This is a genomic window from Evansella sp. AB-P1 (assembly GCF_029688925.1).
In the GTDB taxonomy this organism is placed as follows: domain Bacteria; phylum Bacillota; class Bacilli; order Bacillales; family Salisediminibacteriaceae; genus Evansella.
Window position 1 is genome coordinate 78,830 of sequence record NZ_JARUKY010000008.1, and the last position, 25,059, is coordinate 103,888.

At 35.8% G+C, this 25,059-nt stretch carries 19 protein-coding genes, 1 pseudogene and 1 riboswitch; of the genes and pseudogenes, 3 read left to right on the top strand and 17 right to left on the bottom strand.

From position 1 onward, the window contains the following. Positions 1 to 81: 81 nt before the first annotated feature. Positions 82 to 356, top strand: a pseudogene (locus QA612_RS09960) (DUF3986 family protein). Positions 357 to 585: 229 nt separating this feature from the next. On the opposite strand, the gene QA612_RS09965 reads toward QA612_RS09960, so the two are convergent. The 3 genes from QA612_RS09965 to QA612_RS09975 form a co-directional block, all read right to left on the bottom strand. Further along, positions 586 to 1,530 carry a glycerophosphodiester phosphodiesterase family protein gene (locus QA612_RS09965; RefSeq protein WP_278283664.1) on the bottom strand — a complete coding sequence of 315 codons (945 nt, stop codon included), beginning with the start codon at positions 1,528 to 1,530 and terminating at the stop codon, positions 586 to 588. 821 nt (positions 1,531 to 2,351) lie between these two features. Beyond that, positions 2,352 to 2,525 carry a hypothetical protein gene (locus QA612_RS09970; protein ID WP_278283665.1) on the bottom strand — a complete coding sequence of 58 codons (174 nt, stop codon included), beginning with the start codon at positions 2,523 to 2,525 and terminating at the stop codon, positions 2,352 to 2,354. A 270-nt stretch (positions 2,526 to 2,795) separates the two neighbouring features. After that, positions 2,796 to 3,434, bottom strand: coding sequence for a DUF421 domain-containing protein (locus QA612_RS09975; protein WP_278283666.1), 639 nt, complete (start codon positions 3,432 to 3,434; stop codon positions 2,796 to 2,798). A 181-nt stretch (positions 3,435 to 3,615) separates the two neighbouring features. On the opposite strand from QA612_RS09975, the gene QA612_RS09980 reads away from it, so the two are divergent. After that, positions 3,616 to 4,752, top strand: coding sequence for a zinc-dependent alcohol dehydrogenase (locus QA612_RS09980; RefSeq protein WP_278283667.1), 1,137 nt, complete (start codon positions 3,616 to 3,618; stop codon positions 4,750 to 4,752). Between the two features lie 295 nt (positions 4,753 to 5,047). Here QA612_RS09980 and QA612_RS09985 read toward each other — a convergent pair whose 3' ends face one another. Continuing rightward, complete coding sequence (locus tag QA612_RS09985) at positions 5,048 to 7,108, bottom strand: cation:proton antiporter (RefSeq protein ID WP_278283668.1); 2,061 nt, start codon at positions 7,106 to 7,108, stop codon at positions 5,048 to 5,050. A 239-nt stretch (positions 7,109 to 7,347) separates the two neighbouring features. Between QA612_RS09985 and QA612_RS09990 the strand changes: the two genes are divergently transcribed. Further along, positions 7,348 to 8,217, top strand: a complete 870-nt coding sequence (locus QA612_RS09990; RefSeq protein WP_278283669.1) for a 5'-3' exonuclease — start codon at positions 7,348 to 7,350, stop codon at positions 8,215 to 8,217. Positions 8,218 to 8,372: 155 nt separating this feature from the next. Here QA612_RS09990 and metH read toward each other — a convergent pair whose 3' ends face one another. The 13 genes from metH to QA612_RS10055 all read right to left on the bottom strand — a co-directional run bounded on the left by metH (position 8,373) and on the right by QA612_RS10055 (position 25,032). After that, positions 8,373 to 11,819 (bottom strand): methionine synthase, encoded by a 3,447-nt coding sequence (gene metH / locus QA612_RS09995; protein WP_278283670.1) that lies wholly within the window; start codon positions 11,817 to 11,819, stop codon positions 8,373 to 8,375. Further along, positions 11,800 to 13,737, bottom strand: a complete 1,938-nt coding sequence (locus QA612_RS10000; RefSeq protein WP_278283671.1) for a bifunctional homocysteine S-methyltransferase/methylenetetrahydrofolate reductase — start codon at positions 13,735 to 13,737, stop codon at positions 11,800 to 11,802. Before QA612_RS10000 ends, metH begins: the two co-directional genes overlap by 20 nt. 25 nt (positions 13,738 to 13,762) lie before the next feature. Further along, the gene (gene metC / locus QA612_RS10005) at positions 13,763 to 14,953 is read right to left on the bottom strand and encodes a cystathionine beta-lyase (RefSeq protein WP_278283672.1); all 1,191 of its coding nucleotides are present in this window, start codon (positions 14,951 to 14,953) and stop codon (positions 13,763 to 13,765) included. After that, positions 14,946 to 16,088 carry a methionine biosynthesis PLP-dependent protein gene (locus QA612_RS10010; RefSeq protein ID WP_278283673.1) on the bottom strand — a complete coding sequence of 381 codons (1,143 nt, stop codon included), beginning with the start codon at positions 16,086 to 16,088 and terminating at the stop codon, positions 14,946 to 14,948. Before QA612_RS10010 ends, metC begins: the two co-directional genes overlap by 8 nt. A 104-nt stretch (positions 16,089 to 16,192) precedes the next feature. Then, positions 16,193 to 16,305, bottom strand: a riboswitch (SAM riboswitch). 185 nt (positions 16,306 to 16,490) lie between these two features. Beyond that, entirely contained in the window at positions 16,491 to 17,441 is a 951-nt protein-coding gene (gene cysK, locus QA612_RS10015; protein WP_278283674.1) for a cysteine synthase A, read from the bottom strand. 129 nt (positions 17,442 to 17,570) lie between these two features. Then, positions 17,571 to 18,368 (bottom strand): uroporphyrinogen-III C-methyltransferase, encoded by a 798-nt coding sequence (gene cobA, locus QA612_RS10020; protein ID WP_278283675.1) that lies wholly within the window; start codon positions 18,366 to 18,368, stop codon positions 17,571 to 17,573. A gap of 31 nt (positions 18,369 to 18,399) precedes the next feature. Then, positions 18,400 to 18,621, bottom strand: coding sequence for a DUF3906 family protein (locus tag QA612_RS10025; RefSeq protein ID WP_278283677.1), 222 nt, complete (start codon positions 18,619 to 18,621; stop codon positions 18,400 to 18,402). A 40-nt stretch (positions 18,622 to 18,661) separates the two neighbouring features. Next, positions 18,662 to 20,278 carry a nitrite/sulfite reductase gene (locus QA612_RS10030; protein WP_278283678.1) on the bottom strand — a complete coding sequence of 539 codons (1,617 nt, stop codon included), beginning with the start codon at positions 20,276 to 20,278 and terminating at the stop codon, positions 18,662 to 18,664. Positions 20,279 to 20,348: 70 nt separating this feature from the next. Then, positions 20,349 to 20,957: an adenylyl-sulfate kinase gene (cysC, locus tag QA612_RS10035; protein ID WP_278283679.1), complete on the bottom strand. Its 609-nt coding sequence runs from the start codon at positions 20,955 to 20,957 to the stop codon at positions 20,349 to 20,351. After that, complete coding sequence (sat, locus tag QA612_RS10040; RefSeq protein ID WP_278283680.1) at positions 20,954 to 22,093, bottom strand: sulfate adenylyltransferase; 1,140 nt, start codon at positions 22,091 to 22,093, stop codon at positions 20,954 to 20,956. Before sat ends, cysC begins: the two co-directional genes overlap by 4 nt. Positions 22,094 to 22,123: 30 nt before the next feature. Then, entirely contained in the window at positions 22,124 to 22,849 is a 726-nt protein-coding gene (locus QA612_RS10045; RefSeq protein WP_278283681.1) for a phosphoadenylyl-sulfate reductase, read from the bottom strand. A 2-nt stretch (positions 22,850 to 22,851) separates the two neighbouring features. Beyond that, positions 22,852 to 23,934, bottom strand: a complete 1,083-nt coding sequence (locus QA612_RS10050) for an inorganic phosphate transporter (protein ID WP_278283682.1) — start codon at positions 23,932 to 23,934, stop codon at positions 22,852 to 22,854. 534 nt (positions 23,935 to 24,468) lie between these two features. Then, positions 24,469 to 25,032 (bottom strand): hypothetical protein, encoded by a 564-nt coding sequence (locus tag QA612_RS10055; protein WP_278283683.1) that lies wholly within the window; start codon positions 25,030 to 25,032, stop codon positions 24,469 to 24,471. Between the last annotated feature and the right edge of the window lie 27 nt (positions 25,033 to 25,059).

Genomic DNA, 25,059 nt, shown 5'->3' on the forward strand with positions numbered 1-25,059 from the left:
CGTCTAAGGAGATTATAGTGAAATCTTCTTCAACAATCGGGTGCTTTAGTTATTAACAAAATTTAATGAAAGAGGTACTAAATGAATATATTGTATGACGATAGATATCATCTGCATTTAGGTTATTACGAAGATAACTGTGATTATGAATCCGTAGCGTTCAAAAGACAATCAGAAGATGTATGGATATCTTCTTTAATTTTAAACAGTACGGATTTATAAATACTTTCCCAGAAAATGAATTATCATTAGATGAATTTGGAACAAGGATTTTTTCCATCCACAATAAAGAACTTAATTATGATATTGGAGTACAGAGATTTGGGCAGTGGTTATTCTTACATAAAATAATCTAATAATAATTGAATCCCTTGTTAAACAGGTGCGTTAGTTCAACAAGTAAAAAGTAAGAAAACTGTAAAAATGTATCGATCATTTTGATACATTTTTACAGTTTTTGATATGTCACAAATCAGGGTGAAATATAGGTACAAATTTACTTACATTTTCGGCTGTAATCTGCAATTTTGCGATAGGATACGGAACCCGTTACTCGTAGCATCTCCTTTTCTTCTTTTCATTATTTTAATGTTCCTCTAATATCTCTAAAAGTATATCTGGACGATCTGTAATTATACCATCCGCACCTAAATCTATTAATTCTTCCATCGTTTCTCGATCATTAATTGTCCAATAATGAACCTCCATCCCACGCCGATCAGCACCTTGAATTAATTTCCAATCCTGTAAATTAAAGTTACCTTCCTCAGTAGGAATTTGAACAGCATCTACCTTTGGCCTATACAAGCTGTTCAAAAATAACTTATGAAAGACAACAAACCTAGTAATTTCATCTCTCCCACCACTTACGGCGATTCTTCCATTTGTAATTTCAGTAAATTTCTCTATAATTTGTTGATCAAAAGAGGCAATTAATATTTGGTCTTCTAAATCATATTGCTGAATTAATTCCCAAAGCCTCTCCGTCATAGGCATGTACAATTCTGGATCATTTGTTTTTTTCGCTTCAATAACCATTTTCATATCCGAAAACTCTTCGAAAATCTCTTCAACCGTTGGTATTGTAATGCCCTGCCCTCGATAACGATACTCACCGTTTAAATCTTGAAAATAATCTGCCGCATCTAACATCTTTATTTCCTCTAAAGTAAGATCATTAACACGACCTTCACCATTTGTTGTTCGGTCCACTGTATTATCATGGATAGCAACAAGATGCCCATCCTTTGTCATATGTACATCAAATTCAATAGCATCTACCCCCATATTCCTTGCTTGTTCAAAGGCAATTAGGGTATTCGAAGGTGCTAAATGCTCTCCACCTTGATGCGCAATTACAATTGGGCGATCATGTTCCCATTCAAAAAATGGTTTCATAGGTCTTTCAGAGACTGGAAATATGAAAATAGTTGCCCAGATTAAAACAACTATACCTACGCCTATCCCAATCCCTTTAAAAATTTTCTTCTTTTTTGATTTAGAGCTTACATTTATTACTTGAATTCTCATATGCATCCCCACTTTGTAATTTTATATAAGATCTCCCTATGCAAGTGAAATTTTGCACCATGGAGGATGAAAATATTCTTTCTAAGGGTGTTCATCCGTTACTGGTGGCTTTCACCACAGGCATAAGTGCGACATCTGTTCATGCTTCACAGTGTCTTCTTTAACGTGGGCCACGGCCTCAAATTCCTACCACTTACTCGGTAAGTGGTAGGGGATTTTCGGACTCGTGCTGATCCCACTGGAGTCATCACCATTACCCTTCACTCCTGAACCATTTCTATTTTCAGTGTAGACCTCACATGCAAGCGAAGATCTGCACCATGGAGGATGAAAATATTCTTTCTAAGGGTGTTCATCCGTTACTGGTGAATCAATTACGCCTAAGGTCAGCCCACGTCCTGTGGGCAACGGCGTAATCCTGCCATCCTGGCTGCACGGGCAATGCTTCAGCCTCCACACTATATATTTTGTAAACTGCTAAAGTACATGGGCCTGTCTCTGCCTCTGCAAGTGTTGCTCTGTTGTTATATGCGTCGAGACAACTCGAAGCTTATTCGTGAAGCATATGCTCGTCGCTGGAGTCGTCACCCTTCACTCCTGAACTGTTTCTATTTTCAGGATAGACCTCACATGGAAGCAATACTTGTACCACATCCACTCTATATGGACAACTTAATTACAATTATGCATTTTCCAAGCCCATCATTCCTCTTTCTGAGAATTATAATATAAATAACAGAAAAAAATTAGTCCAATACGGTAAGTTTAAACAACCTATCATCATTTGAAACAGGAGTGCCTCTTCCATCTGTGTTATTAATTCACCCTTCACCTACATGAACGATGGGATCAGAGGTTTCTACAGGAAAACGTTCAAAAGATTGATTCTCCAATTCTACTATATTTCCTTCTCGTTCGGTAATAAAGAATGTATTTTCATATACATTAATATCCAAGGAATCTGCAAATTTTCTGCAACTATTTCTATATTCCAATTCCTTTCACCTATAATATTGTTATTTGTAATATTCATAGTCTTCACTCTCATTATCTTCACTAATTTTACAAGCAGAAAGTATAAATAAAGATAAAACAATAATAAAAAAGTACCTCACTTTCATCCCCCTTCTATACAAGTATACTGTTCTGTTAAAATTAAAATAAACCTTCAAATAATTGCAACTATTATAGTTGGTTTAATAACTTTTTATATCATTCTTTTATTTTGGCTATTCATGCATAAGTAAGTAACAATTGGTACAATTTTATCTCAATTCATTATTGGTAACGTTCTTTTTATTTTTCCTAGGGTTTATTCGATTTATTTTATCATTTTTTAGTTCATTAAAAATGTTGTTTGGATCTTCTGCTTTAATGACACTTTTACTAAGTGGAGGCTGAGGAAACTTGGCTTGGATTAGATCAATCACCATTTGAATATCTTCCTTGGTTGCATATTGCAAATGCTTTTTTAATGCATAGCCAATTTCACCATTTGGTTCGATTGTTGCCCACTGCACATCTTCAATTTTTTTCACATTTTTTTGTCTCAATCTCATTTCTAATTTATCAACAGTTAACCGAAGCTTCTTTAAGTTTTCAATATTTAATTCTCCATTTTCAATTATAACGATTGCATTGCCACTAAAAAACTTTTCAAATTTTTCAAACTTTATTTGCAAATATTCGATAACAAATAATGTTATGACTAGTAGAATTGCTATTAAAAAAGTAATCCAAATGTTCTTATCACTTACTGGCTGAATCATCAATGTACCAATAGATATCATAAGTACCGTTTGAGCTACAGTCATTTGAGATATTGATTTTCGCCCCGCAACTCTTAAAACAACTGTACCAAACAGCACGATGATGACAGCTTTCCAAATCCAATGAAATTCCATTCGTAATACCCCTTCCTAAAAATCAATCCTTTGCTTAGGATACTTCCTACTACCTCCACCTATACTTATAAACCTCCCCCTATTTCCTATTTATGGACTAAGTAGATTCACTACATAACTTTTGAATGATTAGAAAAAATAACATCAAGCTATATACTATTTTTTTAAAGGAGTACAGAAAATGAAAGCTGTCACTTATCAAGGAATAAAGGATGTAAAAGTAAAAGAAGTTCCAAATGCAAAGCTAGAAAAAAAGGATGACGTCCTCGTTAAAATTACAAGTACTTCTATCTGCGGTTCAGACCTTCATCTCGTTCACGGAATGGTTCCCAATTTCCCTGAGGATTATATTATTGGACACGAACCGATGGGGATTGTAGAAGAGGTAGGTCCTGAAGTAACAAAAGTAAAAAAAGGAGATCGAGTCATCATCCCATTTAATATCGCATGTGGAGAATGCTTTTTCTGTAAAAATGAATTAGAGAGTCAATGTGACAATGCAAATCCCAATGGAGAAGCAGGAGCATATTTTGGGTACTCAAATACTTTTGGTGGTTATCCAGGAGGTCAAGCTGAATTACTAAGGGTTCCTTATGGGAATTTTACACCGTTTGTCGTACCTGAGTCCTGTGAATTAGAAGATGAAAAGCTGCTATTTTTATCTGATATTATTCCAACTGCCTATTGGGGAGTAGAGCAAGGGGAAGTAAAAAAAGATGATACAGTCATCGTTTTGGGCTGTGGTCCAGTAGGGCTTTTAGCTCAAAAGTTTGCATGGTTAAAAGGGGCAAAGCGAGTAATTGCCGTAGATTATGTTCAATACCGATTAGAGCATGCGAAAAGGACTAATAATGTGGAAGTGTTTGACTTTTCAACATTTGATAATCTTGGATCTCACTTGAAGGAAATAACAGGAGGAGGTGCTGATGCTGTCATTGATTGTGTAGGAATGGATGGAAAAAAATCAGCAATGGAAATGGTGGAAACAGCCCTTAAGCTTCAAGGGGGGACAATGGGACCAATCGTTATGGCAAGTCAATGCGTTCGAAAAGGGGGTACTGTTAGCATCGTTGGTGTTTACGGAACAAGGTACAACATGTTTCCTTTAGGAGACTTTTTTGCTAGAAATATTACTTTACGAATGGGACAAGCACCAGTGATCCATTTCATTCCTGAATTATATAAAAAAATAGTAAACGAAGAATTCGATCCAACTGATATTATTAGTCATCGTCTACCTCTAGATAAAGCTGAATATGGCTATGATATTTTTGATGAAAAGCACGATGACTGTATTAAAGTTGTATTAAAGCCTTAAATATTCATAATTCACGGAAGTGGATAAATGCATGGTGCTTCACACTACAAATATTAAGTACGAAAGGAAATAAAAATGTACAATACATGCTTCTACTGTCAAAATGAAATTGGTGAATATACTCGATTCGCAGTTTTTACGAATACAACGGAAAGTGAACACATGGAAAAACCTCTGTGTTATGATTGCTATAAGGAATGGTTAGAAGGGATTAAGGAGTAATGTTAACTGTCTCAAAGAGACTGAAAAACCTTTGAGACAGTCATTTACATCCATATAAAAACCTTACTAATAATTACTTATTCTTAAAGTGTAAGAAATCCTTTGGAACCTCCGTTCCTCGAGAACCTCTAATATCTAACTCCTCTTCTTCAGCTGGATAAAAGATAATAAAGCTTTTGCACTCTGCTTGGACGAACTTTACAGGTAATTTTTCTAATTGAGAATGCCAAGCGATTGTTCCTCTTCTAGCACTTAAGATAATCGTTAAATCATCCTTATTCATTTTAGGTACAAAGTTATTATAAAAAAGCTCCCATGATTCTATTTGAATTAAAGTAGTAGGAGGTGTAGGCTTTATTGTTTTCATGTATTGCACGTATTTTTCTGTTTCTTCGTTTACAACAAATACAACTAAAGAAACATTTAATTTAGTTGTAATCAATTTTATTTTCTGTAAAGCATCTGTGAATCCTGGTTTACGATTAGCACCATAAGAAATAACTAAAACTACTCGTTTAGTCGTATTTAGCGGTTGACCTAATTTAGACACGAGTACAGTCTGATTCGTTTGATCAATTACACGATCAATAACACTTCCAAACAGTTGCTTGTATGACATTTTAGCATCCCAACCTGCAACAATAATATTAATTCTTTCTTCCGTTATAGCACGAGCAATACCATCTGACACGTTTAAATCTACTCTCGTTAACACACGTACAGGCATATCTGCACCAGAGGCATACATAACCGCATGCCCAAGCATTTTTTCAGCTTGCGCCACTCCACTTTCTGCGGCTTTTCCTTCCTTTTGAACAACAGTTAATGGATATAATGGTTGATCCACACTCTTGGATTCTTTAATAATAAAAGATAGATCTAGCAAAGATTCCATCGTATTAGGATCCGATAATGGAATCATAATACGTTCTGGCCCCTCTTTTCTTATATATGGTTTTTCTTCCTCGCTTAATGCTAGTTTTCGTCCAAATTTATCAACATACGATGGGCCAATGATACAAGTAATGAGTATCATAACGATGACTCCATTAATCGTTGATTGATCTAATAGTCCGACATTAAATCCAACTAGTGTTGCAGCTAATGTTGCTGCTGCTTGTGGAATGGTTAAACCAAACATCACTTTAATCTCTGTGGTACTGTATCCGTATATTTTCCCTATTAGATATGGTGCAAGTGCTTTTCCAAGAAATACAGCACCTAAGATTAAAGTTGTTAAAAGCCAAGCACTTGGATCACTAAAAAGGACAGTTAAATCCATTAGCATTCCTACAGATAATAAGAAAAAAGGGATAAACAATGCATTTCCAAAAAAGCGAATACGATTCATCAGTGGGCCATTTTCAATAATGAGTCGATTTAGTGCTAAGCCTGCTAGAAAAGCTCCAATTATAGGTTCTAATCCTGCAACTAAAGCTAAAAAACCTGCCACAAATAATATAACCATTACAAAAGTGAAATCTTTAATTCCTTCGCTACTAATATTTCTAAAAAACCAGCGTGAAATATACGGGATACCTACTAAAACAACTGATACAAATATGGTAATTGAAATACCTAATGTAATCCAAAATTGTAATGACAGCTCACCATACACGGCCCCTGTAATCACTGCTAATACAAGCAATGCCGAAGTATCTGTTACTAGAGTTCCTCCAACAGCAGTGGTTACAGCTTTGTTTTTACCTATACCTAATCTACTTGCAATCGGATATCCGAGTAATGTGTGAGAACCAACAATGGAACCAATCAAAATAGATGCGATAACAGAATAGCCCATCATAAGACAAAATGTTGTTCCTAGCATAAAAGGAATTAAAAAAGATAAACCACCAAAGTAAAAGCTTCTATCCTTGTATTTTTTAAAACCATCAAGATCTAATTCCAATCCAGCAATAAAAATAATAAACAATAACCCTACAGTCCCAAGTAAAACGATGGTTTGATCCCGATCTAAAATATTTAGACCATTTGGGCCAATAATAATTCCAGCCAAAATTGGACCAATAATACCAGGTATTCTCAATTTATTCATTAAAAGAGGGGCCAAAAAAAAGATGACCATTGTTAATGCAAATATCTTAACAGGATCTTGTATAGGTAATTGAAACAAGAAACATCCCCCTTTTAAGAGTATTTTCTTCCTGGCCAGTTATTTATTTTGATAAAACAATACTATGTATATGATGTTGGAATTATTTAATCATTAATGTACAAGATATAATTCATCACATAGGTTGTATTTTTTATGCAACAACAGAATTATTTCTAGATTTCCAATTAAAATCTAAATAAACATATTAGCTTTTTTGTTATAATTAGGTCTATATCATTTTTTAAAAGGAGTTAATTATGGAAAATAAAAATAAAGTAATGTTAGTAGACGGTATGGCCTTACTATTTCGATCCTTTTATGCAACTGCAATGAGTGGCTATTTTATGATAAACAGTAAAGGAACACCTACAAACGCCATCCATGGCTTTGTAAAACATCTCTTTACGGCTGTTAATACGTATAAACCGACACACGTCATATGCTGTTGGGATATGGGGAGTAAAACTTTCAGAACTGAAATGTATCCTAATTATAAAGCCAATCGCGGAGAACCACCTGTGGAGTTAATTCCACAATTTGACATTGTTAAGGATGTTGTTGAAGAGCTTGATATTCCAAATGTAGGATTAGTTGGATACGAGGCTGATGATTGTATCGGCACGTTAGCACATCATTACAAAGAAGATTCCGAAGTTTATATCCTTACAGGTGATCAAGATATCTTGCAGCTAATTGAAGAAAATGTTTATGTGGTACTTCTTAAAAAAGGGTATGGAAATTATGAAGTATATAAAGAAGATGTATTTTTTGAAGAGAAAGGTATCACTCCTCAGCAAATGGTAGACTTAAAGGCTCTTATGGGTGATAGTAGTGACAACTACCCTGGTGTAAAAGGTATAGGAGAAAAGACAGCACTAAATTTACTGAAAAAATATGAAACGATTGAAGGGATTTTGGACAACATTCAAGAGCTTACTAAATCACAACGAAATAAGATTGAAACAGATTTAGAAATGCTTCATCTTTCACGAAAGCTTGCAAGAATTTATTGTGAGGTTGGGGTTACTTGTCCACTAGACTCTGCTATCTTTAATATTAACCGTTCTAAAATGGTAAAGAAATTTGAGGAATTAGAATTAAAGAATTTAGATTCCATGATTGGATAGGACTTGTTTGGAAAACAATAGAGGTTCTCTTTCCAGATATAACAATAATCGCACTGAGACTAAGTCTTAGTGCGATTATTTTATAAAGGATAGTAAAAAACAGTAAGTTAGAAGCTCATTTATAACAAATCCATTCCAGTATTCTTCATTCTAACCTACACACTAAAATATCTACCTTCTGGATGAGCAAACACCATTGCAGTAACAGAAGCCTCAGGCTCCATCATAAACCCTTCTGTTAATTGAACACCAATATCCTCAGGATGGATTAATTGAAATAACTTTGCTTGATCTTCAAGATTTGGGCATGCTGGATATCCATACGATACTCTGACACCTTGATATTTTGCGGAAAAACGATCTTGCATTGTAAAATCCGCCGAATCAGGAATGCCCCATTGATCTCGCATTAAATGGTGTACGTATTCCGCTAGTCCTTCTGCTAACTCTAATGCCAATGCTTGTAATGCGTGACTGCGTAAATAATCTCCTGCTTCTTTCATCTTCTGCGCTTGCTCTCTTATTCCTTTTCCAGCAGTAACAGATAAGAAACCAACATAATCCATTTCTCCACTACTCACAGGACGTAAGAAGTCCCCTAACGTTAAATATGGTTCCTTCTGCTGCCTAGGAAAACTAAACCTTTTAATGACTGTTTTTTCATCAGCAGGATCATAAATGAGAATATCATTATTATCCGCTTGAGCAGGGAAAAACTGATACATCCCATTTAAAGAGATATTCCCATCTCTAGTGGCTTCTTTAATTAATTCATCGATTACCTCTTTTAGCTCAATAGCTTTTTCATTTTTTTCATCTAACAACCTTTTGACTTTTCCTTGCAACCCTAAATGCTTTCCTAATAACATTTGCAAATTTATATAAGGCACGATGTGTGGTAAAGAAATATTTCGTAAAATATGTCGCACAGTATCAGGTGGTGTATATACAGGAACAGTCGTTGAAACTTTTGAACGTACCTTCACCGCGGTCATTGTTGTAGTAATTTCACTTGCTACATTATTTCCTTCAGCTAGCTGTCTCTGCTCCTGCTTTTCTTGGAAAGAGAGATCGATTTTTTCCCTCTCCTCAGGGTTCTGTAATCTATTTGCTATATTTAATCCATCCATTGCATCCTTAGCATAAATAACAGGTCCTAAGTATTCAGCAGAGATCTTATTATCTGTAAACTTTCTTGAAAGGGCAGCTCCCCCAACAAGAATTGGAATAGATATATCTGACTGACGTAAGTCTTGGGCCGTTAACACCATTTGCTGAGCAGATTTCACAAGTAATCCTGAAAGTCCAATCATATCTGGATTCTCTTTGCGTACTGCTTCAATTAATGTTTGAGGTGCCACCTTAATTCCTAAATCTACGACCCTAAAACCATTATTACTTAGTATGATTTCAACAAGATTTTTTCCTATATCGTGTACATCACCTTTTACAGTTGCTAATAGTACCTTTCCTTTTCCACTATCATCTTTTATCTCCATAAATTGCTCTAAATAGGCAACAGCAGCCTTCATAACCTCAGCACTTTGTAGTACTTCCGCCACTATTAATTGATTCTTATCAAATAGTTCCCCTACTTCTGCCATCCCTGTCATCAAAGGACCATTTATTATTTCCAATGGATCTGAGTAAGTAGATAATGCCTTTTCAAGGTCTGGAATTAATCCTTCCTTTGTACCTTCTACAACGTAATGAGCCAAACGTTCCTCCAATGGCATTGTATTTACTGGTTTCTTATCAATGGACTTTTTCCCTCGATAGAACTCCACTAATTTTGCCAATGTTTCATCTGTCGTATCAAACAACAGCTTTTCAGCCATCTCTCTCTCCACATTTGGGATAGAGGCAAAACGTTCTAGCTTTTCCGTGTTAACAATTGCATAATCTAGACCTGCTTTTGTACAGTGATACAAATACACAGCATTCACGATTTCTCTACCTACAGGAGGAAGTCCAAAGGAAACATTACTGACACCTAATATTGTTAAACATTTAGGTAGTGCTTCTTTAATTAGTTTAATACCTTCTACAGTTGCTTTTGCAGCACCGATGTACTGTTCATCTCCTGTACCTACAGGAAAGACGAGTGGATCAAAAATAATATCCGTTGGATTTAACCCATACTTGTTTACTAATAAATCATAAGACCGCTTAGCAACCTCTAATTTTCTCTCGGCAGTCGTTGCCATTCCAACTTCATCAATTGTTCCGACAACAACCGCTGCTCCAAATTTATGAACGAGAGGGATAATCTTTTCAAAACGTTCTTCCCCATCCTCTAAATTAATTGAATTTATAATTGCCTTACCTTGAGAATAAGTAAGTGCCCGTTCTATCACTAGCTCATCGGTAGAGTCAATCATTAATGGAACCTTCACTTTGTTAATTACTTGTTGAAGAAATAGCTCCATATCCTCTAGCTCGTCACTATCAGGGTCTGCCAAGCACAAGTCAATAATATGTGCCCCACCTTTTACCTGAGCTCGTGCAATTTCAGAAGCTTCTTCAAATTTCCTCTCATTAATAAGACGCTTAAACTTTCGCGAACCAATCACATTCGTACGTTCTCCAACCATGAGTGGACGCATTCCCTCATCATAAACTAATGGCTCTATTCCAGAAACAGCATGAGGGTGGTCCTTTGGAATTTCTCTTGGTGGAAAGTCTTTAACAGCTTCAGCCATTGCTTTTATATGTTCAGGCCTTGTCCCACAACATCCTCCAACTAGATTTAGCCAGCCCTTTTCAGCAAAAGCTGCAATTTTCGTTGCAAGAGATTCAGGAGATTCATGATAATTTCCATCTTCATCTGGAAGACCCGCATTAGGATAACAACTCACAGCTGTAGTAGCCAAATCAGACAACGAACGTATGTGATCTCTCATAAACTCCGGACCTGTAGCACAGTTTAATCCAACCATTACTGGCTTCATATGCTCTAAGGAAAGATAAAAGGCTTCAATATTTTGACCTGCCAACGTCGTTCCCATCGGTTCGATCGTACCAGAAACAATTAACGGTAATTCCTTCTTTAATGCTTTCGATGCTTTTTGAATTCCTAAAAAGCCCGCCTTCACATTTCTCATATCTTGACTTGTTTCCAATAATAAAACATCCACACCGCCACGAATCAAACCACGAACTTGCTCCTCATAAGTATCAACTAATTCTTCAAAGGTAACTCCTCCTGTGACAGAGATTGCCTTTGTCGTTGGACCCATAGCACCTGCAACAAAGCGCGGCCATTCCGGTGTAGAAAGCTTATCTGCGGCTTTTCGTGCAATTTGAGCAGAAACATAATTAATTTCTTCTGCTCGATGACCTAAATCATAATCATCTAAAACAATGCTAGTTGCTCCGAATGTATTTGTTTCAATCATATCTGAGCCCGCTTCAAGATATTTCAGATGTACATCCTCAACAATTTTAGGAGAAATAATATTTAAAAACTCATTACAGCCTTCATATTCCTCTCCCCCAAAATGTTCAGCTGTTAAATTAGCCTCTTGAAACATCGTTCCTGTTGCACCATCAAATACGATGATTTTCTTTTGAAGCTGCTGCTCAAACAATGAATTGCCCATTTCCAGCATTCCTTTCCAATTGACGTTGAGGTTGAATGATTGTACCTGTTTTTTCTCTTATATATTCTGTTAACTCAACGGTCATTTCATAATTCATAAACGGGGTAATTAAATAAATCCCCTTAAAATAGTCTAATGCACAATCAATAAGTGATTTCGCTATGGCAATACCTTCTTTTTTAGATGCTACCTTGTCGTCCTTATGTTGTGCCATAATATTACGAACACTATCTGTTAGTTTAATACCAGGAACTTCATGATGCAAAAATTCCGCATTACGATATCCTGTAAGTGGCATTATTCCAATATAAATAGGTGTTGTTAAATGTTTCGTTTCTTCATAGATTGCTCTTATCTGTTCATCTGAATATACTGGCTGTGTTAAAAAGTAATCGGCACCGTACTCAATTTTCTTTTCCATTCTTCTCACTGCTTGATCTAGGTGTCGTACGTTAGGATTAAAGGCTGCAGCAACAGAAAAATTTGTTTTAGCACCTAAAGGTTTCCCTGAAAATGATATACCATCATTACATTGTTTTATTAGCTGAATAAATTCAAAGGATGAAACATCATACACAGAAGTTGCACCAGGGAAATCCCCCACCTTTGCAGGATCTCCAGTAATAGCCAGCAAGTTTTTAATGCCTAATGTTGATAATCCCATGAGATGAGATTGAAGACCAATTAAATTACGATCCCGACACGTAATATGCACAAGTGGTGTCGTATTCATTTTTTCTTTTAAAATCATAGCCATACTTAAATTACAAATCCGAGGTGTTGCTAATGAGTTATCAGCTAATGTAATGGCATCTACTCCAGCTCTTTTTAATGCATTTGCCCCTTCAATAAACTTATCTTTTTGCAGCCCTTTTGGAGGATCTAACTCAACGATGACTGCATCTCTATGTTTTGGAATTTCTTGAAGATCTTCATCATTTTGTTTGAAAATTGGCTTTTCAACAACTACTTTGTGAGTAATTTTAGGGATATCATTTTTAGTCATTTCCTTTGTTAGGATTGGCTTCTTTCCTTTTACTGCCCTAGAAATTGATCGAATGTGGTCAGGTGTCGTTCCACAGCACCCTCCAATAAGTCGTACTCCTTGCTTCCAAAGATGAATAGCTGATTCCTCAAAGTAGTCAGAATTAGCTGAATAATGGTAGTTACCATCATCATAGCTAGGCAAGCTCGCGTTTGGATAGGTTGATAAAAAAGCCTTCGATAAAATAGATACTTTTTCTAAAGAACGAATCATATGATGAGGACCCATACGACAGTTTAATCCAACCACGTCTGCTCCCAGTTCTTCAATTTTTTCTAAAGCATCATTCACAGGTATCCCACCATGAACTATTCCTACATCCGTTAAAGACAGCTGAGCAACAATCGGTAAATCTGTTTCCTCTCTCGCAATTTCCACCACTATCTTTAACTCTTCAAAATCATGGTATGTTTCTAAAAGAATACCATCGACACCTTCATTTAATAAGGTAGAAAGCTGTTCTATAAAGACTCTTTTTATATCCGCCTCTGGAATTGGCTTTCCTGGTACGGTCCTTATACCACCTATTGTTCCGAATAAGTATTTCTGTTCTCGTTCTTGCTCGCCAATTAGACCACTATTGTTAAAATCATTTATTGCTGCTTTAGCTAATTGAACTGCCGCAATATTTATTTCCTTTACTTGTCCCTCTAAACCATATCGAGATAGTTTTTCGTAATTTGCCCCATACGTATTTGTTTGAATGAGTTGTGCACCTGCATCCAAATACGCACGATGAATGCTTTTTATTTGATCAGGCTGTGAAAGATTTAATTCCTCTAAGCAATTTCCAATACCATATGAATAGAGTAGTGTACCCATTGCCCCATCAGCAACGATAATATTCTTTTTAATGTCTTCTAAAAAACCCATTGTAATGGCTCCTCTACTCTCGTTTTTAATTAAATTGTTTTTCCTTTTTCTTGTTTTTCAATCTTATTTTTTCAAAACCATTCTCAAAATCTTCAATTAAATCTTCCACACTTTCCAATCCAACAGATAGCCTTAATAATCCATCATGAATTCCTCTACTCTCCCGTTCTTCCTTCGGCATTGCAGCATGAGACATCTTTGCTGGATACGATAAAATAGATTCTACTGCACCAAGACTAACAGCGAATACTGGAATTTTTAATTGATCTACGAATGTTCGAACTGTATCTGCATTATCTAAACGGAAAGATAAGACAGCTCCTGGTCCATCTGACTGCTTGAAATGAATATCTCCACCAGCATAGTTTTTTAGACCTGGATAATATACGTGATTTACTTCAGGAACAGTTTCTAAGTACTCTGCAATTTTTTGTGCAGATGCTTGTGATTGCTTTAACCGTACTTGTAAAGTCTTCAATCCTCTTAATACTAACCAACAGTCTTGAACACCTAATACAGCACCAAATGTATTTTGTAAAAATCCTAATTGTTCTCCAAGCTTTTCATCTTTTACTACAGCAAGACCTGCCACTACATCACTGTGACCAGATAAAAATTTTGTAGCACTGTGCAGAACAATATCTGCTCCTAATTCTAATGGTCTTTGTAGTGCTGGAGTCAAAAATGTATTATCAACAAACGTTAAACACCCATTTTCTTTTGCAATTCTGCAAACTTCTTTTAAATCAGTAATCTTTAAAAGTGGATTTGAAGGTGTTTCCACATAAATCATTTTTGTGTTTTCTTTTATGCTTTCCTTCACTTTATTTAGATCGGTTGTATCAATAAATGAATGCTCAATACCAAAGCGATGCAACACTTGCGAGACAAGGCGGAAGGTTCCTCCATATACATCTTCACATATAAGGACATGGTCCTCTTTAGAGAGAAGAAGAAATGCAGTTGAAATGGCAGCCATTCCAGAGGCAAAGGCAAATCCTCTCGTTCCACCTTCTAGGTGAGCAATCGTATCCTCTAAAATTTCCCTTGTAGGATTCCCCGAACGTGCGTAATCATATTTACCAAAGGAATCAAAATCAAATTGATGAAAAGTGGATGTATGATTGATAGGGACACTTACTGCTCCCGAATCTTTATCGACAGAATGTTCATTATGAATTAAACGGGTACCAAACTCAAAATTATTATTACTCATTGGATACTGCTCCCTTCACCGCAAGCTCAAATGCTTGTTGAATATCATTTTGTAAATCAGTAACTTCTTCAATCCCAACAGAAAACCTTAATAAACGATTACAAACACCATTTTTAATCCGTATTTCCTCTGGTATATCTGCATGCGTTTGAGTTGCCGGATATGTTATAAAACTCTCTACACCACCTAAGCTTTCAGCAAAGGTAACTAATTTCAATTGCTGTAAAAATGGATTGATTATATTCTCATCATGAACTCTAAATGAAATCATTCCTCCACGGCCAGGATATAAAACTTCATGAACTTGAGGATGATTTTCTAAAAATTCCTGGATGAACTTAGCATTCTCTTCATGCTTTTTCATCCTTAAGGCTAACGTTTTCATCCCTCTAATGAGTAACCAAGAATCTAAAGATCCTAATGTTGCTCCAATGGCATTATGGAGCATAGCTAGTTTTTCACATAGTGCCGTTCCTTTAGCAACGATTAAACCAGCTAGTACGTCATTATGTCCACCTAAGTATTTCGTAGCACTATGAATAACTATATGAGCACCATCATTGATAGGCTGTTGGATTAAAGGTGTATAAAACGTGTTATCAACAATTAAAAGTACATCATTTATTTTTGCCATTTCTCCATAAACAGCAATATCTGCTTCTTGCATTAATGGATTAGTAGGCGTTTCAATAAATAGTGCCTTCGTATTTTCATTAATCAAATCTTCAAATTTTTCTGGATAACGAATATCAGCGTAATGAAAAACAATCCCATAGTTATCTAAAATTTGTTCAAATAATCGATACGTTCCTCCATATAAATCCTGAGAAACAATCACTTCATCTCCTTGTTTAAATAAACCGAAAATAGTGTGTATTGCTGCCATACCAGAACTACAGGCATAGCCTTGATCACCATTTTCTAAATCTGCAATAGCATCTTCCACTATATGTCTCGTTGGATTTCCTGTTCGAGTGTAATCATACCCAGTTGATTCACCAATTCCTTTATGTGAATATGCTGTTGAAAAATAAACTGGTGGATTTACTGCACCTGTCACATGATCACTGCGATTACCAACTTGCACCAGCTTTGTACCAATACAATAATGATTGCCTTCCTTTTCTTTGCCCACTTCTTCTTCCCCCTTGCTACTAAAGACAAAATAATTAAACAAAAAACGACCCCTTCATGAAAAGAGGTCGTCGATAGGATCGTTAATTAAATGCCTGCCGGGACCTCTCATCTTTCAGAATGACAAATTCTGCTGGATTTGGCACCTGTTGAATGAATGCATTCAATGGTTGCCGAGGTGTCATTGGGCCAGATCCCTCAACCTCTCTTGATAAGAGTCCTATAAATTTTTAATTAAAACGATTATAAGTTTTATTTAGCTTTACGTCAATAACAAATAAATACAATTTTCATAATCTTATATTTTATTAAACTATTACCTGAACAAAATACGTGCATATCTGTCCCTTCTTCATTTCGTACGCAATTACGATATGTTTTTCGGTCCAGATGAACTTTTTAATTATTCCTCTTCTTGGAATAATACAGTTGATAAATATCTTTCACCAGTATCTGGTAGGATCGTTACAATTGTTTTCCCTTTATTCTCTGGACGTTGGGCAATTTCTTTAGCTGCATGAATAGCTGCACCAGATGAAATTCCTACTAATAATCCTTCTGATTTACCAATATAACGTGCCGCCTTAAATGAATCGTCGTTTGATACCTTAACAACCTCGTCGAATATTTCTGTATTTAAAACGTCAGGTACAAACCCTGGTCCAATCCCTTGAATCTTATGAGGTCCAGGTGATCCGCCACTTAATACTGGTGAATCAGTTGGTTCGATTGCAATTGCTTTAAATTCAGGGTTTCGTTCTTTTAGTACTTCTGTAACACCGGTGATTGTACCACCAGTACCAATACCACTAATTAAAATATCTACTTTTCCATCAGTATCTGCCCAAATTTCTTCAGCTGTTGTTTGACGGTGAACCTCAGGGTTTGCAGGGTTCGAAAATTGTTGCGGCATAAATGCATTTGGAGTTTCATCAACTAGTTCTGTTGCTTTAGCAATAGCACCTTTCATTCCTTTTGCACCTTCCGTTAAAACAAGCTTTGCACCAAGGGCTTTAAGGAGATTACGACGTTCAATACTCATTGTATCAGGCATTACAAGGGTTAAGGAATATCCTTTTGCAGCACAAACGAATGCAAGGGCGATACCAGTGTTACCACTTGTTGGTTCAATAATTTCTGTATTTTCTTGAATAAGGCCTTGCTCTTCTGCTGCAGTGATCATAGCGTTACCAATACGATCCTTTACACTCCCTAATGGGTTAAAATACTCTAATTTCCCAAGAACTTCTGCACCAGTTTCATCACTGATATCGTTTAATCTTAAAAGCGGTGTTCTCCCAATTAATTCTGTTAAATTCTTCGCTACCTTTGGTCTGTTAAGTACTTCTGTCATCTTCATCATCCTCCTAATTGGAATATATTTATTAATAAGGCTATGTTATATAGTGTAACAACAAGGTTTAACAGAGCCATTCTTCAAAGTGCACTACTTCCTTCCAAACACTACATTTATGCATACTACTTATAAGTTTACAGCTTCATTTAAAAGAGCTTCAGGATTACTCTTTTCTTCAAACCAAGCTAGTTTCTCTTTTAAGGATACGACTTCTCCAATAACAATGATTGCTGGAGATTTAAAATTTTCTTTCACAGCCTGTTCTTGTATATTACTTAAAGTCCCCACCAACGTACGCTGTTTATCTAATGTTCCCCATTGAATTAAGGCAACTGGAGTTTTAGAATTTCTACCATATTCTATTAATTTTTTTTGGATTAAACTGAGATTGTTAACTCCCATGTAAAAGACAACCGTATCTATTCCAGTTGCAAGTGCTCTCCAATTAATTTCTCTTTCTTTTCCATCATTCCTTTGATGACCAGTAACAATAGCAAGTGATGCACTAAGATCACGGTGGGTGAGAGGAATCCCAGCATAAGCAGGTGCTGCTATTCCTGAAGTAATTCCTGGAATGATTTCATATGGAATATCATTATTTACACATTGCTCTGCTTCTTCTCCTACTCTACCAAAAATAGTAGGATCTCCACCTTTTAATCTCACTATCGTTTTCCCTCGCTTACCATGGGATACAATAATACTATTTATCTCTTCTTGTGTAACAGAAGGAAGACTAGGAGTTTTTCCACAATAGATTAATTTAGCTTCTTTTGATGCATACTGTAATAATTCACGGTTTACTAACCGATCGTATACGATGACTTCGGCTAGCTTTAGTACTTCAGCCCCTCTAACAGTGATAAGCTTAGGATCTCCTGGGCCTGCACCAACAAAATATACAATACCTCTTTGTTTCACCATCTATTCTCCTCTCCTAGCTCCATCTAATACTTCACTTATTCTCTAAATTTTCTCGTTCTAAGACGAAGCCTCCACCTTTTGATATCTTTCTCTTTTCGTATAGAGTAAGTTCATCAATTACAGGCAATTTTAAATAGTGTCGTTCTAATTCCATTTCTGCTAACTTAAATGCAGACTCTTCATCCTCTGCTGCAATAATAATATCTACAGTACGATCATTATTAATGACAGCTTCAAACCGAAAAATAGTCATAGTATACCTCTTCACTTTTATTTAGAGATGAAGCATGAATTTATGCTGCTACACCTTTTAATATCTCATCTAACTTTGCTTGTAAGGAGTCTTTTCCTACTCGAAGGAAAAACGCATGGAAATTTTCTTCTTCTTCTCTCTCTTCTTTAAAATATGTTAATAGTTGTAGTAGAACATTGTCTAAATCCTCTGCATGAATTTTTCCTTTTAATTTTTCATTGAACATTGCATCATGCGTCAGTGTTCCTCCAACATAAATCTCAAATGCTTCAACCATTTTCTTATCTTTTGTCTTCATCTTTATTCCTTGTAGCCCAATATCAGCAATCTGTCTTTGCCCACATGAATTAGGGCAACCTACCATATGAATACGAATCGGTAAATCTAATGAAAGCTTTTCATCTAAATATTCCGCAATCATTCTCATTCTTTCCTTCGTTTCAACTAGTGCTAAGTTACAATATTCAATACCTGTACAGGAAACGGAATAGCCTATAAATTTATTCGGTTCCACTGTTATCCGTTCAAAGATTTTTTCCTTTAGTACATCATTCACCTTATCATCATCAACACCAGGGATAACAACGTTTTGGGAATTACAAGTACGAATTTCTCCACTTCCGTACTCTTTTGAAATACGGCAAAGCTCGATTAATTCGTCAGAGCTTAAACGACCAACTGGTACGTTAAATCCAATATAGTTTTTCCCTTCTTGCTTTTGTTTATGAACACCGTAAAAATAACCAGCATTCCATTCTTCAAAGCGGTTTGTTCCTTTAGATGGAAGGTCAACATACTTTAACAATTCTTCTTTGAACTTATCTACACCCCAATCAGCAACTAAAAATTTTAGACGGGAACGGTGTCTTTTTTCACGGTAGCCCATATCTCTGAAAATTTTAGTTACAGCAATTGTAACTTCCATTACTTCTTCAGGTTTCACAAAAACATCAAGTTCTTGCGCTAAATATGGCTTAGAAGATAACCCACCTCCAACATACACGTGGAATCCAACAACTTCCTCACCATCAATTTCCTTCACTGCTGGTACATAAGAGAGACAGTTTATTTCAGCATTTTGTGCATTGTTTACATTTGAAGAAATGGAAATTTTATATTTTCTTGGAAGGTTCGAGTATTCTTCATTTCTTTGGAAATACCAATAAATATCTTCTACTATTTCTCTCGTATCTAGTAATTCATTGCGATCAATACCCGCTAATGGATTACCTACGATTGTTCTCATAATATCTCCACAAGCTCCTACTGAAGATAAACCAACGTTCTCTAGTCTTTTGTATATATCCGGAATTTGTTCAATTTCAAGCCAGTGGAACTGAATTGCTTGACGAGTAGTAATATCAACTACGTCACGACCGTAATCCTTAGCAATATTAGCAAGGACAAGGGCTTGTTCATTGGATAAAATACCAGAAGGAACATTAACTCTCATCATAAAGTAGCCTGCTTCCTTCGGCTTTTGTAAATAAAGTCCTGCCCATTTAAATAAGTTCCATTGATCCTGTGGGATGGAATCAAAACCTTGTTCTGCATATTTCGGTATATCATTTAATATTTCTAAACCATCTTTTTCTAATTTAAGCTTTTCTTCTTTACTTAATTTTTCATTGTTTTCCCAGACCTTTGTATAAGACACGTTCTTTCCTCCTCATTCTTTCTTTACATTATAGAGATTCTTTCTTACCATTCTCTAGTTTATCAAGAAATTAATAGATAATCGAATGTTCTTTTAGTTTAATAATTACTTGGTCCACACATTCCTCTATTGAAAAGCGGTCTGTTTCAACAATTATTTCTGGGTTCTCTGGCTCTTCATAAGGGGCACTTATTCCCGTAAACTCTTTAATGTCACCATTTCTTGCTTTCTTATAAAGTCCTTTAGGGTCTCTTTTTTCACATTCACTGATAGAACATTTTACATAAACCTCAAAAAATTCATTCTCATCAAGGAGGTCTCTTACAACTTTACGATCATCTTTATAAGGCGAAATAAACGCTGTTAAGACAATTGATCCCCCATCTACAAATAGCTTTGAGACTTCTCCGATTCTCCTAATGTTCTCCTTGCGATCATCGGGACTAAAGCCTAAATCATTGTTTAAGCCGTGACGAATATTATCTCCGTCTAAAACATAGCTCCGTGTTCCTAATTCATGTAATCGATTTTCCACTGCATTTGCTAAAGTAGACTTCCCTGAACCTGAAAGACCTGTAAACCAAATGGTACAGCTTTTATGATTGTTCAATTTTTGACGATCTTCTTTTGTAATGGCTGTATCGTGCCAATAGATGTTTGTTGCTGCTTGTTGTGTCATACTGTCACCTTCATTCCGCGAATAAGGACTTGAACGACTTCATTTCGACTAAATTCTGGTGGAGGTGTTTCCCCATTACGAAGCATCTCTCTTACCTTCGTCCCTGATAAAATGACACGATCTTCTTTGCCATGCGGACATGTTTTTGTCGATGCCATCCCTTCACACTTTTTGCAATAAAAGCTATGTTCAAAGAATAACGGTGTAATCCCTAACTCTTCATCTGTGAAATGACGGAAAATCAATTGAGCATCATATGTTCCATAATAATCACCAACACCTGCATGATCTCGGCCTACTATAAAATGTGTGCATCCATAGTTTTTACGTACCATTGCGTGAAAAATCGCTTCTCTCGGCCCAGCATATCTCATTGCTGCCGGAAAAACTGCTAAGAAAACACGATCCTCTGGATAATAGTTTTCTAGTAAAACTTGATAGCTTTCCATTCGCACATCAGCAGGAATATCATCTGATTTCGTTTCCCCTACTAATGGATTTAAAAATAGACCATCTACAATTTCTAAAGCAGCCTTTTGAATGTATTCATGAGCACGGTGAACTGGATTTCTAGTCTGGAAGCCCACTACCGTTTTCCAGCCCCGATTTTCAAAGGCTTTTCGCGTTTCAATAGGAGACAAATAAAAGGATTCAAATTGACTTTTTTCAGGTACTTTCACTAATGTAATCGGTCCTCCCAAGTAGACTGATCCTCTATCAAATAGTTTTTTCACACCTGGATGAGCTAACTCCGTTGTTTTATAGACATTTTCTGCTTCCACTTCTTTATTTGGTTCATAAATTTCTTGTAATTCCAACACACCGTAAACCTCATCCTCAAAGGTTAATTTAACTTTCTCCCCTACCTTTAAATCTGAGGACTGAATTGGCGATACTGGTAATGTTATTGGTATACTCCATACATTACCGTCCTTCAGCTTCATTTGATGGATGACACTCTCATAATCCTCTTTCCCAAAAAATCCATTGATAGGACTATAAGCTCCGTTTGCGATTAATTCTAAATCTGATAAAGCCATTTTATCTATCTCGATTGCTTTATTTAGGTTTGTTACGTCATAATTTAAATCAATTCTATTTACTAGTTTTCCTCCATGAGGTTGACTTAGTGTCATGTCATCCACTCCTTTTATCATTTTAAATTTTTATTTTGAATGTAATCCGCACTCTGTTTTATCTAGTCCAGACCATCTACCAGCCCGTAAGTCTTCCCCTTCTTTTACAGCGAATGTACACTTACTACATCCGATACTAGGATAACCTTTGTCATGAAGCTCGTTATACGGTAAGTCAAAGAGCTTTATATATTGCCATATTTCATCCCATGTCCAATGGATGAGAGGACAAATTTTAATTGATTGAAATTTATCATCTTTATTTACAAATTGAGTATTAGCTCTTGTTGGAGATTGTTCTCTTCTTAATCCTGTTAGCCAAGCTTTACTTCCTGATAAAGCTTTTTCTAACGGCTTATTTTTTCTAAGCTTACAGCATAAATCAGGGTTTGACTCCCAAAGTTTTTCTCCATACGTTTCAGCTTGTTCCTCTAGTGATAACTCAGATTCAGCTATATCAATTTGTAGCTCGGGATACTTCTCTTTTACCTTTTGGATTAATTCGTACGTTTCTTTAAAGTGAAGATGAGTATCTAAAAATACAACTCTAGCATCCTTCTTAACTTTACTAATTAAGTCAAGCAATACTATCGCTTCCGCACCAAAGCTACAAGCATACGTTAAGTCATTGTCGTATTGCTCATATGCCCACCTCAAAACTCCAATTGTGTCCTTCTTAGCAAGAACCTCATTAATCTTTTTATAGTCCTCTTCCATACTTACTTTATAAGAAAGAGTGTGAATATTCTTCTTCATACTTATATGCCTCCTCCCTCGTCATGCACTGACCTTTTTTCTTCTTTTATAGATTGATAAAGACTAATGGAACCAAAAGTCGTTACGAAGATACTAATAACAATTACGATAATATAAGGATTTGGATTTAAAATCATATGTATTAAGCTGTAAGATACAACAAGTGACATAACAGGTGAGACTATCCATACTTTAATAATCTTCTTAATCACCGTTTTCTGCCAAAGTTCAAATCCATTTTCTGCAGTACCTATACCAACAATGGCTGATGTGGTCGCTTGTGTTAACGGAACTGGTATACCGAAAATAGAAGCAATCACTACTAAACTAGCACCTGTTCCTGATACCGCTGTTCCTTGAAGCAAAGAGAGTGACGTAATTTTTTTCCCATTCGTCTCTAGTACTCTACCTCCAAGAAAAATTGCACCTAACGCAAGAAATATAGCTCCAAGCCAAATGCCTGCTGTTTCCCCTATAAGACTTGCTCCTATTAACGGGCCTATGGCATTAGCAACATTGTTCATCCCTGCAGAAAAGGCTTCAAAGAAACCAGTGGCAATCATTAAAATACCGAGATACGTTTTCCATTTTCCCTTCCCCTTTAAATGAGGCCAGCGTCTTTCCATAACGGAAATAACTTTCCCTGCTACAAATGCAATACCAAATGCTACTAAAGGAATGATAAGCCAAAAAGAAACAATTATTAATACGTTGTTTACATATAGTGCTTGAAATGCTATTCCGACACCAACGATGGATCCAATGGTCACTTCACTAGTGGATAAGGGAATACCAATAACATTTGCTATAAATAAGGTTAATGTGGCAGCTATTAAAATAACTAAAACAATTTCTACAGTTAAAATGCTAGTAGGAATTATCCCTTCTCCTACTGTCTTAATTACTTGCCCACTTCCAATCACTGCACCGAGCATTGCACCCAATCCTACTAGACAGAGTACCAACCTTTTATTCTTTATAGCTCCACTCCCATAAACTGGCCCCATCGTTGCCGCTGCACCACTAGCTCCAATATTCATTGCAAAAAACAAAGCGATTATTATAGCAATAGCTGTTAGTACCATGTCTCAATCACACACCTTCTCCATAGGGTTACACACCATCGTCACCATTAACCTTCAATGTCTATAAAACATGTAATTCTTACCCATTTACTATGTTTTAAAGATATAAAAAAACAACCGATCCTATTTTATTTTTTTTTAGAGGATGACTAGTGGGTAACAAAAGATGTATGTCATACCCCTTACCTTTCAGAATAACTATTCTACTGGAATAAGAACCTACGAATAAATACAAGGTTGACGAGAAGTCATTAGGCCAAATCCCTCAATATCTTAGATAAGAGTAAGAATATTATTTTTTTTGTTGTTTTAAATTCTAAAGGATTAAAAAAAAATAGTCAACAAAAATTTTAATTTTTATTTAAAGCTAACTGAATATATAAATCCTTCAGGAGTAAAAAGGTGCGACTCCTGTCACCAGTATTCATTTCACGAATTCACTACGAGATGTCTCGACCGATGAAGCTTCAGAACACACTATGCAGAGCTAGTGAAAGAGGTGTTCTAGAAAACTTTGAGATTTATCAGATGATTTCATAAAACAAAATTCACAATATAATAGACCATAAAAATAAAAACGAATATCGTATCAAAGATAGACCTTATTAATGGGATCTTACTTTTCCGTATCTTCTCTACTTTAAAATGATAAATAGCGTCATAACTATCCACAATAATAAAAATAGACAAAAGTATTATAATAAATGGAGTTCCTACTAATGGATAAGTAATAAAGTATATTAACCAACTTCTAATAAACTGAAAGGCTAACCTCAAAAATATTACACGGAAGCCCCCAATATTGATTTCAATTTCATCGTTTGATATATTTTTAAGCTTTTCTTGGATATACGAATAATCTATCAAATAAGTGACATTTATATACAAAAGTAACAGACAATAAAGAACGATAAGGATATCTTGATTAAAAATATCAGCTATATTTTCCCCCTCCTTATTCAATCGTTTGTATTTTGTAATTGAAAAGCGAACCATTTCACAATACTTTTTAAGCCACTTAAATATGGAGAATTTCACAAACTTTACAGCTGAATATTTGTGATGAGGACAGGCTTGATATGGAGCCTCTACGGACATGACCTCTTTGCGAAAGCATGCAGTAAG

Coding starts and splice junctions, on each gene's coding strand:
- cysK (WP_278283674.1), bottom strand. CDS start 17,441: ATGACAGAAGTACTTAACAGACCAAAGGTAGCGAAGAATTTAACAGAA.
- QA612_RS09965 (WP_278283664.1), bottom strand. CDS start 1,530: ATGAGAATTCAAGTAATAAATGTAAGCTCTAAATCAAAAAAGAAGAAA.
- cysC (WP_278283679.1), bottom strand. CDS start 20,957: ATGACACAACAAGCAGCAACAAACATCTATTGGCACGATACAGCCATT.
- metH (WP_278283670.1), bottom strand. CDS start 11,819: ATGGGCAATTCATTGTTTGAGCAGCAGCTTCAAAAGAAAATCATCGTA.
- metC (WP_278283672.1), bottom strand. CDS start 14,953: ATGAGTAATAATAATTTTGAGTTTGGTACCCGTTTAATTCATAATGAA.
- QA612_RS09975 (WP_278283666.1), bottom strand. CDS start 3,434: ATGGAATTTCATTGGATTTGGAAAGCTGTCATCATCGTGCTGTTTGGT.
- QA612_RS10025 (WP_278283677.1), bottom strand. CDS start 18,621: ATGACTATTTTTCGGTTTGAAGCTGTCATTAATAATGATCGTACTGTA.
- QA612_RS10000 (WP_278283671.1), bottom strand. CDS start 13,737: ATGGGTTTTTTAGAAGACATTAAAAAGAATATTATCGTTGCTGATGGG.
- cobA (WP_278283675.1), bottom strand. CDS start 18,368: ATGGTGAAACAAAGAGGTATTGTATATTTTGTTGGTGCAGGCCCAGGA.
- QA612_RS09980 (WP_278283667.1), top strand. CDS start 3,616: ATGAAAGCTGTCACTTATCAAGGAATAAAGGATGTAAAAGTAAAAGAA.
- QA612_RS09990 (WP_278283669.1), top strand. CDS start 7,348: ATGGAAAATAAAAATAAAGTAATGTTAGTAGACGGTATGGCCTTACTA.
- sat (WP_278283680.1), bottom strand. CDS start 22,093: ATGACACTAAGTCAACCTCATGGAGGAAAACTAGTAAATAGAATTGAT.
- QA612_RS10055 (WP_278283683.1), bottom strand. CDS start 25,032: ATGTCCGTAGAGGCTCCATATCAAGCCTGTCCTCATCACAAATATTCA.
- QA612_RS10050 (WP_278283682.1), bottom strand. CDS start 23,934: ATGGTACTAACAGCTATTGCTATAATAATCGCTTTGTTTTTTGCAATG.
- QA612_RS10045 (WP_278283681.1), bottom strand. CDS start 22,849: ATGAAGAAGAATATTCACACTCTTTCTTATAAAGTAAGTATGGAAGAG.